This window comes from Flagellimonas yonaguniensis, assembly GCF_029193885.1.
GTDB classification, from domain to species: Bacteria; Bacteroidota; Bacteroidia; order Flavobacteriales; family Flavobacteriaceae; genus Flagellimonas; species Flagellimonas yonaguniensis.
In genome coordinates, this window is sequence record NZ_JARFVB010000020.1 from 25,214 (window position 1) to 37,694 (window position 12,481).

Annotated in this window: 14 protein-coding genes and 1 pseudogene; all 15 read left to right on the forward strand. The window is 39.3% G+C overall.

The genetic code is table 11. The features are described 5' to 3' along the window. Positions 1–7: 7 nt before the first annotated feature. The gene (locus PY092_RS18500; RefSeq protein ID WP_275617237.1) at positions 8–904 is read left to right on the forward strand and encodes a dienelactone hydrolase family protein; all 897 of its coding nucleotides are present in this window, start codon (positions 8–10) and stop codon (positions 902–904) included. Positions 905–1,036: 132 nt separating this feature from the next. Beyond that, complete coding sequence (locus PY092_RS18505; protein WP_275617238.1) at positions 1,037–1,399, forward strand: DoxX family protein; 363 nt, start codon at positions 1,037–1,039, stop codon at positions 1,397–1,399. 1 nt (position 1,400) lies between these two features. Continuing rightward, on the forward strand, positions 1,401–1,802 hold the full coding sequence (locus tag PY092_RS18510; RefSeq protein WP_275617239.1) for a MarR family transcriptional regulator: 402 nt from the start codon (positions 1,401–1,403) through the stop codon (positions 1,800–1,802). Further along, complete coding sequence (locus PY092_RS18515; RefSeq protein WP_275617240.1) at positions 1,799–2,746, forward strand: AraC family transcriptional regulator; 948 nt, start codon at positions 1,799–1,801, stop codon at positions 2,744–2,746. The genes PY092_RS18510 and PY092_RS18515 overlap by 4 nt, the downstream gene beginning before the upstream one ends. A 216-nt stretch (positions 2,747–2,962) precedes the next feature. Then, entirely contained in the window at positions 2,963–3,814 is an 852-nt protein-coding gene (locus PY092_RS18520) for an alpha/beta fold hydrolase (protein ID WP_275617241.1), read from the forward strand. A 26-nt stretch (positions 3,815–3,840) separates the two neighbouring features. Then, positions 3,841–4,791, forward strand: a complete 951-nt coding sequence (locus PY092_RS18525) for a VOC family protein (RefSeq protein ID WP_275617242.1) — start codon at positions 3,841–3,843, stop codon at positions 4,789–4,791. Between the two features lie 13 nt (positions 4,792–4,804). Continuing rightward, a complete protein-coding gene (locus tag PY092_RS18530) occupies positions 4,805–5,764 on the forward strand; it encodes a SphA family protein (RefSeq protein WP_275617243.1) in 960 nt (319 codons plus the stop codon). A gap of 122 nt (positions 5,765–5,886) precedes the next feature. Continuing rightward, a complete protein-coding gene (locus tag PY092_RS18535) occupies positions 5,887–6,231 on the forward strand; it encodes a cupin domain-containing protein (protein WP_275617244.1) in 345 nt (114 codons plus the stop codon). Continuing rightward, positions 6,231–6,992: an SDR family oxidoreductase gene (locus tag PY092_RS18540; protein WP_114492982.1), complete on the forward strand. Its 762-nt coding sequence runs from the start codon at positions 6,231–6,233 to the stop codon at positions 6,990–6,992. The genes PY092_RS18535 and PY092_RS18540 overlap by 1 nt, the downstream gene beginning before the upstream one ends. Before the next feature lie 4 nt (positions 6,993–6,996). Continuing rightward, complete coding sequence (locus PY092_RS18545) at positions 6,997–7,779, forward strand: SDR family oxidoreductase (RefSeq protein WP_275617245.1); 783 nt, start codon at positions 6,997–6,999, stop codon at positions 7,777–7,779. Between the two features lie 3 nt (positions 7,780–7,782). Beyond that, on the forward strand, positions 7,783–8,787 hold the full coding sequence (locus PY092_RS18550) for an NAD(P)-dependent oxidoreductase (protein ID WP_275617246.1): 1,005 nt from the start codon (positions 7,783–7,785) through the stop codon (positions 8,785–8,787). 4 nt (positions 8,788–8,791) lie between these two features. Then, positions 8,792–9,571, forward strand: a complete 780-nt coding sequence (locus tag PY092_RS18555) for a 2-keto-4-pentenoate hydratase (RefSeq protein WP_275617247.1) — start codon at positions 8,792–8,794, stop codon at positions 9,569–9,571. A gap of 19 nt (positions 9,572–9,590) precedes the next feature. Beyond that, positions 9,591–10,517, forward strand: a complete 927-nt coding sequence (locus tag PY092_RS18560) for an acetaldehyde dehydrogenase (acetylating) (protein ID WP_114492986.1) — start codon at positions 9,591–9,593, stop codon at positions 10,515–10,517. Positions 10,518–10,522: 5 nt separating this feature from the next. Continuing rightward, positions 10,523–11,524: a 4-hydroxy-2-oxovalerate aldolase gene (gene dmpG / locus PY092_RS18565; RefSeq protein WP_114492987.1), complete on the forward strand. Its 1,002-nt coding sequence runs from the start codon at positions 10,523–10,525 to the stop codon at positions 11,522–11,524. A gap of 161 nt (positions 11,525–11,685) precedes the next feature. Continuing rightward, positions 11,686–12,310, forward strand: a pseudogene (locus PY092_RS19740) (transposase); the annotation flags it as partial. Positions 12,311–12,481 lie beyond the last annotated feature (171 nt).

Here is a 12,481-nt window from a genome sequence, read left to right on the forward strand (position 1 = left end):
ATTAACAATGAAAACAAAAAAAATCATTAAAATGAAAACAGTTAAAAACATGAAAAAAAGTCTTTTGCTATTAGTATTAATTGGAAGTTCCGCCATCATTACAAGTTGTGGCGGCAATCAATCCAAAAAGAATACGGAAGAAAAAACAAAGGTTGTGGCCACTGCTGAACCAAAGATAGTTAACGAGAGAGTGACCTATACTTCGGGCAACGATACATTAATTGGTTATCTTTATTATGACCAGAACAGTAATGAAAAGAAACCGGGTATTATTGTCGTGCATGAGTGGTGGGGAAACGATTCTTATGCGCAAGCACGTGCAAAAATGTTGGCTGAACTTGGATATACCGCATTAGCCGCAGATATGTATGGACAAGGCAAGATACTGGACAATCCTAAAGATGCACAGGAAAACGCAGGTGTTATTTATACGAATTCTGATTTATTAAAAGCACGTATGACTGCGGCATACCAAGCCTTAATAAACAGCAATCGGGCAGCCAACGACCATATTGCAGCTATTGGTTACTGTTTTGGTGGAACAGTAGTTTTAAATGCTGCCGCCATGGGAGTGCCTCTCGAAACAGTCGTCAGTTTCCATGGAGGGTTAGCTGGCTTTAAGGCTTCCCCGGCCATAAAAAACACACAGGTACTTATCTGTAATGGAGGCGCCGACCAGTTTGTTTCGGAAGATGATATTAAAAATTTCAAAAACGAAATGAACCGGGAGAACGCACCATTCGTATTTAAAGAATACGAAGGTGCGACCCATGCGTTTACTAACCCCGAATCGACAGAAGCCGGAGAAAAATTCAATATGCCGATTGCCTATAACGAAACCGCCGATAAAGATTCGTGGCAAGATATGAAAGATTTTTTTAAAAAACATTTTCCGGTAAAATAAGATATTTATGATTGGGAAAACAAAATGAAAATCTTTCAACATAAATAAAAGGAGCTGTTTGCTCGCCCAATTGGAAATACAGATATTTCTAAGAAACTTTTAAAAAATAGTTATAAACAATTAAATTTTAAGATGATGAGTACTACAGAAATTTCAAAAATGAGAAAAATTGTCGCCTGGATAATAGCAGGCTTATTAACAGCACTTTATTTATATAGTGCAAGTGGGAAATTATTTCTTCACCCCGAACAAATGGAACAAATGAATTTAGGCGATTGGCGCATCATTATTGCGTTAGGCGAAATAGGCTCGGCTTTATTGTTTTTGTTTCCAAAAACCAACCGCTTTGGCACGTTGTTATTAAGTTCTTATATGGGCGGAGCAATCATTATGCACATGACAGGTAGTATGAGCATTATGATGCCAAGTGTGGTGCTTATTTTAGTTTGGGCAGTTTTTTATTTAAGAACACCTGATTTTTTCAAGATGAAATAAAATGAAGATTGAAGATGAAATAAAAGGAAGGTTTCGGAATGAATATCATAAGGGTTTGATAAACCTGACATACACCTGCAAACAGTTGAGTTTTAAGTTTTATCAATCGCTAAAAAAACACGGACTTGCCGAACCGCAATACAATGTTTTGAGGATACTGCGAGGTTTTCGTTCCGAAGCCCCTCTTTCCATTTGTTTTATTAAAGAACGCATGCTTGACAAGGACTCGGATGTAAGTCGTATAGTTGACAGATTGGTTCAAAAAGGGTTAGTTAATCGGGTAGAAAATCCCGAAGACAGACGCCAAAAATCCGTTAATATTACTGAACCGGGCATGGCATTGCTTGAGAAAAATACATTGCCCACCCTATCCACTCGGAGGAATAAAAAGAATAGGTCATGATGAAAGGCAACAATGAATTTATTAGGCATGCAATTGATGTAAAGGGAAATTTACAATCTGTCCCTAACTATATTGAATATGGTGAGAAATCTCTTGACCACCTAACAAACTATTTTTCAATAAAGACCATTCAAACCATCAAGTCAGCCAATAAGGTTCTAGAGCCTCATTGCCATACACTCCTTTACCAACTTGTTTGGGTTACAGATGGCAGTTATAGTGTAACCATAGATGATAAAATTCACCATCTACAAAAAAACTGTTTTTTATTGCTTTATCCAAATACCATCCATGCGACAAGCTTTGAAGAAAACCCAAAAGGGTATTCGGTCCATTTTAGTATTGACTTTTTTGAAGTCCATGAGAAAGGCACCTATTTGTCAAATGTTATAAAGCGTAGCACTCCAAAAAGATTTTTAATAGTGAAAATAGATGAAACCACATCTTATGAAATCAATGTAATATTTAACGGAATGGAAAAAGTTAATTCGGGAGGATCCTTTCTCAGTGATGAACTCATTAGGACTTACCTCAGCCTTTCGTTGTTGAAAATGTACGAGTTTTATGGACTTTTGGACAAAAACACCTTATTCACTTCTTCTCAAACAATAGTAAACAGATTTATACAAGCAGTGGATGCAAATTTCATAAACAAACGAAGTGTTTCGGAATACGCAAAAATTCTTAATCTATCAGAAGGCCATCTCAACCATATTATCAAAAAAGAGACGGGAAAACCAGCTGGATATCATATACGAAAGCGTATTTTGCACGAAGCACAACGACTACTGATCTATACTGATAGCAGCATATCTGAAATTTCATACACATTGAACTTCTCGAACCCCTCTTATTTCTTTAGGTTGTTTAAGTCACTTACAGGAACCACTCCAAAGAAGTTTAGGGAAAATCATCTAAAAGAAAATCAATTACAACTTGATTAGCTAAACAAAGTTTAGAGTCTAATAACCATAGAAATGCCATAAAGAAGCTATTCTCTTTTTGTTTTTTTATAAAAACACCTCAAATATGTGTAAAGTGTACTAAAAAAATCTTTTTGTGTATATGATGATATTGAATAATTATCGAATTTTACCATAATTATTTATGTAATTAACAATTTTAAGCGCAAATATTTCACAACCTAATAATTTTATTACATGGCAAAAGTTAGTAATCGTATAATAAAAAATGCGAATAGTACATACGTCAACGAGAGTGGCAAGAATAATAAAGATGCAATTTTATTCCTTCATGGGTCTGGTCCAGGAGCAAGTGCATGGTCTAACTGGCAATATATTATGCCTGAATTTGGCGAAAAATTCTATTGCCTTGCACCAGACTTGCTTGGTTTTGGAAAAAGCCATCATCCAGAAGAGCCGCCTAAGGGCATGCGAAATTGGATGAGGCTATGGATGGATCAACTCATCTCTCTATTGGACGAACTTAATCTTGAAAAGGTACATATTGTGGGAAATTCTATGGGTGGAGCAATAGCTCTCCAACTTTTAATGGATTTTCCGGATCGGTTTAATAGAGTCGTACTAATGGGACCAGCTGGTGCACCAACGAAAATCACGCCAGAATTGGATAGAACATGGGGATACTATGATGACCCATCTCCAGAACTTATGGCCAATATGATCTCTTGGTTTTCATACGATCAAAGCATTATCGGCGATCAATTGGAAGCCATTTCGAAGATGCGCCATAAAGCCACGTTAGATAAAAATATTCGTCGATCCTTCGAAGCTATGTTTCCAGCACCAAGGCAACAGCATCTTGACGAACTGGTAATTCCAGATGGTTCTTTACGAAATATGGACCATCCTATTCTAATTATACACGGGCAAGAAGATCTTCTTGTAAATGTAGAAACCAGTTATTACTTGATCAAACATCTTCCAAATGTCCAAATGCATATTTTCAGTCATTGCAGCCATTGGACGCAAATAGAATATAAAGAGTCCTTCCATTATTTATTGAAAGGATTTTTTGAGGAGAATTATTAATATGAAGTTAACTAAAACTAATCAAAATGCAAAAGAAATTAGCAAAATTGGGACATGTGGCCCTTGTAACACCGAACCTAGAAAAGTCACACTGGTTTTTTCATGATGTTGTTGGCTTAAACGAACAAAAACGCGAAGGCAATAAAATATATTACCGCGGATGGGCAGATTTTGAACACCATACATTGATCCTTATTGAAGGAAAGGAAGCCGTGCTCGACCATATCGCATGGAAAACACATGAAGCGGCTGATGTAGACTATTTTTATGACAAAGTTGAGAAAGCAGGATTAAGTCCATCATGGGTGCCAGAAGGCGAAGAAGCAGGTTTGGGCAAGGCATTCCGCTTTAAATTGCCAACAGGTCAAGTTTATGAAATATACTATCATATGGAACGCCCATTGGCACCGGAAGGCAAGCGATCCAGACTGAAAAATCAAGTTTTCAAATCTTTTGACCATGGGGTATCCCCTCGCTGTATAGATCATGTCAATTTCAATGTGGGCAATCCGTCAGAGAGCATGAAATTACACGAAGAACTTTTTGGTTTCAAAGTGAGAGAGTACATCCAATTAGACAATGGGTTTGAAATGGCTTATTGGACTTCTGTCACCACTTTGGTGCACGACTTAGCCATTATGTTTGATGAAGCTGGTCGCCAAAACAGGCTGCACCATACGGCCTTCTATCTTGACAATTTTCAAGATGTAGCGAGAGCGGCAGATATTTTTAAGGAAAATGGTATTGAACTAAGTTTGGCTCCCGGCAGACATGGAATATCTCAGGCAGGCTTTATTTACGCCATAGACCCTGGCAGTGGTCACAGACTTGAGCTGTTTAGTGGAGGGTATCATATATATGATCCAGACTGGAAGCCAGTACTATGGAAAGAGAAAGAGCTAGCAGAGGGCATTATTTGGTGGGGACCAGAGTTATCGCCAACATTTTTAGCGGAATCAATTGGTCCAAAGGAATAAAAATATTTTTACGATGAAGAGATTAGAAAACAATATTTTCCGACGACATATACAGATTTCATTTGCATTAATACTGTGTGTTTGTATGGCAGGGGTATCTAATGCACAGGTAAATTTGCCACCAAATGATCTGGGACTTACCAGCATTAATGATGGGGTTGCTGGACCAGCGATTCTTTACGAGGTGTTTTTGGGTAGTCAAAATTCCACAAAATTGACTAATTCTGATGGCGATGAAGTGCCAGGGGACAACAGTTTAAACAATATTCTGTTCATAAATCATTTAGCCATCGTGTCTAAAAAACCCATGTTAAAAGGTTTTCCGGTAGCTGAAGTACTTGTTCCCTTGGTCAATGTTGATATTGATTTTCCGGGAGCAGGTCTTAACGAAAGTGAATTTGGACTTGGAGATGTAATAGTAGGTGCGGGCATTCAATGGCCAGATAAGAAACTGTTCGGCAAGACATTCTTTCACCGTTTTTTATTGAATGCCATTCTACCAGTTGGGACCTATGATGAAAAAGACCCAGTAAACGTAGGTAACAATGTGTGGAGTATTATGCCGTATTATGCATTTACCTTATATTGGGACGAAAGCAATAAATGGGAGACTTCAATGAGATTCCGTTATATGTGGAATTCAAAGAACAACGATCCTTTTGTCGGTCTTGGTGTTGAGGATACCCAACCAGGCCAAGCATTTTATTTGAACTATGCCGCCTCATACAATTTAGGAAAAGAGTTTAGAATAGGAATGGCAGGCTATTTTTTACAACAGTTGTCTGATCATGAAATACAAGGGAGCTCAATACCAGACTCAAAAGAAATGGCATTTTCTGTTGGCCCGGCATTTTTCAAACAGCACAAAACGTTTATGTTTAGACTAACAGCCGCTTTTGATGTAGCCTCTGAAAACAGATGGTCGCAAGCCCCTTTTATAAATTTCACGTTAACCAAGATTTGGCCTAAATAAAGTTATGGTTCCCTCATTGTTATTTAAAAGTGAGTGTTGTTACAGTGTAAAAGTGCCAAGGCAAATCACTAAATGAAATAGCCAAAAGATTTAAAATTGTAAAAAAATAAACTTATATAGTTATGAATAACTACGCACAAATGGATGAATTGCCATTTTTGGAGGCTGGAGAACTCAAATTGTACCCTTTTGCTGGGGATAAACTAATGACCGTACGAGCAGAACTGCCTAAAGGAAGTATAGCTGCCAAGCATTCTCATCCTCATGAGCAGATGAGCTTTGTGGCTAAGGGTCATATAAAAGTAAGAATGAAAGGAAAGGAGTTTGCCTTGTTGCAAGGAGGCATTGTACACTTTCCATCTAATGAAGAGCATGAAGTGGAAGCTGTAGAAGACACTACTTTAATAGACTTTTTTACTCCTTTAAGAGAAGACCTTTTACAAAAACTTAAACAGGTTTCTGGATAATGAAAAGAAAAATTGTTTTACTTACGGGAGCTTCCAAAGGCATTGGGTATGCTACTGCACAAGCCATGGCAAAAAAAGGTTATGATTTAATACTAAATAGTAGGAACACATCGGCTGCTGTAAAAAAACTTCAGGAATTCGGTACAAAGGTTGAAGGTATTGATGGTAGTTTAGGGGATGATGACACGGTTTCTTCTTTGATAACCAAAGTAAAGGAAACCGGTCAGCTTGACGCCCTTTTTCTCAACCATGGTGGACCACCTGTTAAGCCATTTATGGATGTTTCAGACTCAGAATGGGAAACTTATACCAACATCATGCTACATGGACCATTAAGACTTTTGCGCGGAATTACACCAATGATGCAAAAACAAAATAGTGGTAAAGTAGTAGCTATAACTTCCTTTACGGTAAAAAACCCCTATCAAGGCATTATTCTGTCAAATAGCTTAAGGGCCGCTTTGGTCAATGCTCTTAAGACAGCAGCAATAGAACTGGGTAGTGATGGAATACTCATCAATACTGTAGCACCAGGATATATTGCTACACAAAGAATACTTGACTTTAATCAGCGCTATGCCGAAAATGAAAATATTAGCAAAGAGGAAGTTGATCAAAGAACGATTAATGAAATTCCATTAAAAAAATTCGGGATGCCAGAAGATGTGGCAGGATTGGCCTCGTACCTACTCTCAGAGGAGAACAAGTATATTACAGGTCAGAATATTCATGTAGATGGAGGATTGATAACAGCAAATTGAAAAAATGAATTTAGAACTAAAAGATAAAGTAGCTTTTGTGGCTGGTGCCAGTCAGGGAATGGGGGCAGCCGTGGCAAAAGAGCTATCCAGTGAAGGAGCCATTGTGTACGCCTGTGCACGCACCAAAGAAAAAATAGAAGAAAAGGCAAAAGGCATTGAAGGTCAGACAGGAGTTAAAGTCATTCCTTTGGTCTGTGATGTTACCAGCGAGAGCGACATAATCAAAGCGTATGAGGTAATTCGTGAACAACACGGCAAACTTGATTTGCTGTTCACAAATTCAGGTGCGCCTGCCGCAGGAAATTTATCTTCCCTTTCTTCGGAAGAATGGGAAAATGGTTATCAAACCATTATATCATCTGTGAGGCATCTTTGTTATCATGCCATTGACTTACTTTCAGATCAAAGCAGTATCGTAATCAACACTTCAAGTTATATACGCCAGCCTTCTGTTGACTATACGTTGGCTTCTAACCTACGAATGGCCGTAGCGGGTATGGTCAAGACTTTTTCAGAAGAATTGGCTCCCAATATACGTGTAAACGGTATCGCTCCTGGCTATACGAATACCGAGGTAGTTGCTAATTATGTAAAAATGGTGGCGGGTGAAAAAAAGCAGAACCTAGAAGAAACAGAGAAACAAATGGCTGCCAACATTCCCTTGGGTCGATTTGCAAGTCCTGAAGAAATTGGCAAAGTTGTTACATTCTTGCTTTCTCCAGCAGCCTCTTTTGTACATGGGTCAATATGGACGATTGATGGAGGAGAATCAAAATTCCCCATTTAAATTATGAAACGATTATCCCACACAATCTCAATTAGCAATAAAGTAAGTAATAAAGAAATCGAGTACTATAAAGATGAGCTTGGCGGGATTGCAGACCTTCATTTTCTCAATGGTTTGTCAACAGAAGATCAGACTGAAAAACTCAAAAAGTCAGATATCTTAATAGCCAGGAATCCAACCATTGAGCTTCCAGAAGTGAAGAATCATGCTTTTAATGGCATACGGTTCATCCAACTACTTTCTGCAGGCTTTGACCATTTGGATTTTAGCAGGTTTCCACAAGAAACTATTGTAGCTGGTAATATGGGTGCCTATGCCAAACCGATGGCCGAGCATGGGGTGGGAATGATATTGTCTTTGGCCAAAAACTTGGGGCTAAGGCACGAGGAAATGAAGCAAGGTATATTTAACCAGTTTGGTAGCGGTTCCACTTTGATTGACCAAAAAGCCTGTGGAATCATTGGTTTTGGAGGTATCGGGAAGCGTATAGCACACATTATGAAGTCTGCTTTCAATTGTCAAGTATTTGCCATAAACACCAGTGGAGAGAGTACAGAACCTACAGATTGGATTGGAAAATTGGATCAACTGGATTACCTGCTCTCCAATACCGATTTTGTGGTCATAACCATTCCGTTAACGGCTCAAACAGAAAACCTGATCGGTCCCTCGGAACTTGCAAAAATGAAAGATGATGCCATATTGGTAAACCTTGCCCGTGGGCAAATTATTAATGAAGAGGCTTTGTACCAAAAACTTAAATCAACGCCTACATTTAAGGCGGCAATAGATGCCTGGTGGATAGAACCCTTCTTTGTAAACGAGTTCAAGTTGAGCTTTCCGTTTCTTGACTTACCAAACGTGCTCGGGTCGCCACATAACTCAGCAATGGTAGATGGGGTGCTGCTGCATTCCAGCAAGGTGGGGATTCCAAATGTAAAAAAATACATCAGTACTGGTAAAGCAGATAGGCTGCTGGATTTATCAAATCATAAAAAATTTTATTGAAAGTATGAGTATCAAAACAAATATAGCAGAGCGATTATGGGAGGCTGGAGTTTCTGGAAAACCTATCGCCCCTATTAGTGAGGAAATTGGTGTGGAAGATATTACATTGGCATACCAGATCCAAAACCTCAATACAGAGAGACGTATTGAAAATGGAAGTAAAATCATAGGAAAAAAGATAGGTCTTACCTCAGAGGCGATACAGCAACAGGTTGGTGTAGATCAGCCAGATTTTGGCGTACTTTTTCATGACATGGAAGTACTCAATGGGCTTTCAATTAGCGCCAAAAACCTCATGCAGCCAAAAGTTGAAGCTGAAATAGCCTTTGTGTTGAGCCATGATTTAGATCATGATAAGATCACAACTATTGATGTGATAAATGCCATAGCTTATGCAGTACCTGCCATTGAAATTCTGGGAAGCAGGATAGCAGATTGGAAAATAAAAATTACCGATACCGTAGCGGACAATGCTTCTGGCAGTCATTTTGTAATTGGACACACCCCCTTGCCTCTATCTGAATTTGATATGGTAAATGCGCAAATGACCATGAAAATCAATAACACAGTGGTCTCAGAAGGTACTGGCTCGGCCTGCCTTGGAAGTCCTATAAATGCCGTATTATGGTTGGCAAAGAAAATGGTAGAAGTAGGCACTCCTCTTAAAAAAGGTGATTTGATATTATCAGGAGCTTTGGGTCCCATGATACCTGTGAACCCTGACGATTATGTAGAGATAGAGATAAGTACTCTTGGAAGTGCTTCTGTTTATTTCACATCTTAAAAGTAAAACGGAATAAGAGATGAAGACAAAAGTAGCAATCATTGGTTCCGGAAACATTGGAACGGATTTGTTAATAAAAATTTTGAGGTACTCGGAGACATTGGAAGTTGCTGCCATGGTGGGCATTGATCCGAAATCCGATGGGCTGGCCCGTGCAGCACGAATGGATGTGCCAACCTGCCATACAGGAGTAGATGGCCTTTTGGAAATGCCAGAATGGAACGACATTAAGATTGTGTTTGATGCTACCTCCGCCAAGGCCCATTTGTACAACTGGGAAAAAATACGTCAGTTCTCAGATAAACGCATGATTGACCTTACTCCCGCTTCAGTTGGGCCATATCTTGTGCCAGCAGTAAATTTTTCTGACCACATGGAAGCCTTGAATGTAAACATGGTCACATGTGGTGGACAGGCTACTATTCCAATAGTGGCTGCTATTAGTGATGTGGTAAAAGTGCACTATGGTGAAATTGTCGCCTCAATAGCGAGTAAATCTGCAGGTCCCGGAACCCGAGCAAACATTGATGAGTTTACAGAAACCACTTCCCGAGGTATTGAGAAGATTGGAAAAGCTGAAAAGGGAAAGGCCATTATTATTTTGAACCCTGCCGAGCCTCCGTTGGTGATGAGGGATACAGTTTTCACACTTTCTGAAATGGGTGATAAAGAAGCCATTCGCAAGAGCATCCGTGCAAAGGTGGAATTGGTACAAGAATATGTTCCAGGGTATAAACTTCATCAGGAAATATTGTTTGATGAAATCCCCGCATCAAATCCTGTCCTAATTCAGGGGTTGGGCTATCGGCACGGATTAAAAACTTCCGTTTATCTGAAAATCACTGGAGCAGGACATTATCTGCCAGAATATGCTGGTAACCTTGATATTATGACCAGTGCGGCCAGGGCTACAGCAGAGCGTTTAGTCAAATCTATTCAATCCTAAATTAAATGAAAAAGCCATATATACAAGATGTAACTCTACGAGACGGCATGCACCCTATAGGTCATCAGTACACCAAAGAACAAGTAAAGGAGCTGGCTATAGCACTTGACCGTGCTGGTGTAGATGCCATTGAAATAGCACATGGTGATGGGCTCGCAGGGGGTAGCTTCACTTTCGGTTTTGGAGCACAGACGGATTGGGAGTGGCTGGAAGGCATCAGCGAAGAGCTGACCCATGCTCGACTGACTACTCTTATACTGCCTGGTATAGCCACTATGGAAGACCTCGAAAAAGCCAAAAATATGGGCGTGGAGTCCGTGCGGATCGCAACTCACTGTACAGAAGCCGATACTGCAATTCAGCACATACAAGGGGCAAAAAAATTGGGCATGGATGTAGGTGGATTTTTGATGATGGCTCATATGAACAGCCCAAAAAATCTAGCAGAACAAGCCAAAATCATGGAACAAGCTGGCGCTGATTGTGTATATGTAACCGACTCGGCCGGAGCTTTGCTTATGAATGATGTGAAAGATAGGATAGAGGCATTTAAAGAAATTTTGGAACCATCAACCGAAATCGGCATTCATTGCCATCATAACTTATCACTGGGAGTGGCCAATACCATAATAGCCATGCAGCATGGGGCTACTCGCCTGGATGCTTCACTTACTGGTATGGGGGCTGGTGCGGGCAATGCGCCACTGGAAGTGCTCATAGCTGTACTCAATAAAATGGAGGTGTCGCATAACTGCGACCTGTATAAACTTATGGATACCGCAGAAGACATTGTGCGCCCACTCCAAAAAAGACCTGTTCGTGTGGATCGGGAAACTCTTTCTTTGGGCTATGCTGGGGTTTATTCCAGTTTTTTATTGCACTCAGAGCGAGCTGCCCAAAAGTATGGTCTGGATACACGGGCCATTCTTGAGGAGTTGGCACGCAGGGGTATGGTGGGTGGCCAGGAAGATATGATCGTGGATGTGGCTTTGGATATGATAAAATGAATTAGAACTCTGACCGATGCGCTATCCTACGGAAGGAAAATAAGGATGTTAAATGTCAATAAAAATAATGTATTATACCCATTGTGCATTATGATCTAAATGAAAAAAGTTGTCCATATTACCGATAACCAGTAACTTGTTTATATTATAAAACATTAACTATGAACAACTTAAAAGTAAATTACGAAAGAATATTGGAAGTATTAAAATATAAAATGAACAACTTTTGTCATACCAAAGATGTCAACCAAAGCTCAGCTACTTAGAGCTTATTAGTTTGAGTTTAACTGCGGAATATATGGGAATTGATAGTGAGAACGACTTGTTCAAAAATTTTCTTTGCCAATTGGATTAAAAACAGAACGAAGTGTTTATAATAGAAGGTAACGGAAATTGGCAACCGAGTCCAATCCTATTCTTTTAAAACTATCCTGTTAGTTCAATGAGTTTGAAAATTATTTTGTTGTAGATAGCATGCCCTTGGAAGTCTGTAAATTATCACGAAGCTAGCACTCTAAGATTTGTTAAGAGGACACCCACGCCTTTCCGGATAAAGGTTATTTTGCAGCACAAAGTGCTTGTTCGGTAGAAGGTATTTTTCAAAGCATTGATCTGAGCCCTGCTTCTGTACACGACATCAATTGCCTTAATGACATTAAGATGTGGATAAGCGACTGTACATTAATTGGTGATAGAGGTTATTTGTGAGCAGAAATTCAGCTCAACCTGTTTGAGACCTGTAACATAACCTTAAATACACCTATGAGAAGAAATCAAAAACAGTTTTAGTGCAAATCAAAATAAGCATTGGTATAATTATTTGTTATGATGAGACTGTAAACTGAACTCTGTCTGAAAAAGATTAGAAGTATTAATTTTATTCAGACAGTACCATGACAAAGAAAGAACAGACAGAATTTGAAAAGAAGGTGCTCGAGCAGTTCATGTCGGGCAAGA

What these genes read in the sequence shown, in the direction of transcription:
- PY092_RS18545 (WP_275617245.1), top strand. Translation starts at nt 6,997, where the DNA reads ATGAATTTAGAACTAAAAGATAAAGTAGCTTTTGTGGCTGGTGCCAGT.
- PY092_RS18510 (WP_275617239.1), top strand. Translation starts at nt 1,401, where the DNA reads ATGAAGATTGAAGATGAAATAAAAGGAAGGTTTCGGAATGAATATCAT.
- PY092_RS18505 (WP_275617238.1), top strand. Translation starts at nt 1,037, where the DNA reads ATGATGAGTACTACAGAAATTTCAAAAATGAGAAAAATTGTCGCCTGG.
- PY092_RS18535 (WP_275617244.1), top strand. Translation starts at nt 5,887, where the DNA reads ATGAATAACTACGCACAAATGGATGAATTGCCATTTTTGGAGGCTGGA.
- PY092_RS18500 (WP_275617237.1), top strand. Translation starts at nt 8, where the DNA reads ATGAAAACAAAAAAAATCATTAAAATGAAAACAGTTAAAAACATGAAA.
- dmpG (WP_114492987.1), top strand. Translation starts at nt 10,523, where the DNA reads ATGAAAAAGCCATATATACAAGATGTAACTCTACGAGACGGCATGCAC.
- PY092_RS18530 (WP_275617243.1), top strand. Translation starts at nt 4,805, where the DNA reads ATGAAGAGATTAGAAAACAATATTTTCCGACGACATATACAGATTTCA.
- PY092_RS18520 (WP_275617241.1), top strand. Translation starts at nt 2,963, where the DNA reads ATGGCAAAAGTTAGTAATCGTATAATAAAAAATGCGAATAGTACATAC.
- PY092_RS18555 (WP_275617247.1), top strand. Translation starts at nt 8,792, where the DNA reads ATGAGTATCAAAACAAATATAGCAGAGCGATTATGGGAGGCTGGAGTT.
- PY092_RS18550 (WP_275617246.1), top strand. Translation starts at nt 7,783, where the DNA reads ATGAAACGATTATCCCACACAATCTCAATTAGCAATAAAGTAAGTAAT.
- PY092_RS18515 (WP_275617240.1), top strand. Translation starts at nt 1,799, where the DNA reads ATGATGAAAGGCAACAATGAATTTATTAGGCATGCAATTGATGTAAAG.
- PY092_RS18525 (WP_275617242.1), top strand. Translation starts at nt 3,841, where the DNA reads ATGCAAAAGAAATTAGCAAAATTGGGACATGTGGCCCTTGTAACACCG.
- PY092_RS18560 (WP_114492986.1), top strand. Translation starts at nt 9,591, where the DNA reads ATGAAGACAAAAGTAGCAATCATTGGTTCCGGAAACATTGGAACGGAT.
- PY092_RS18540 (WP_114492982.1), top strand. Translation starts at nt 6,231, where the DNA reads ATGAAAAGAAAAATTGTTTTACTTACGGGAGCTTCCAAAGGCATTGGG.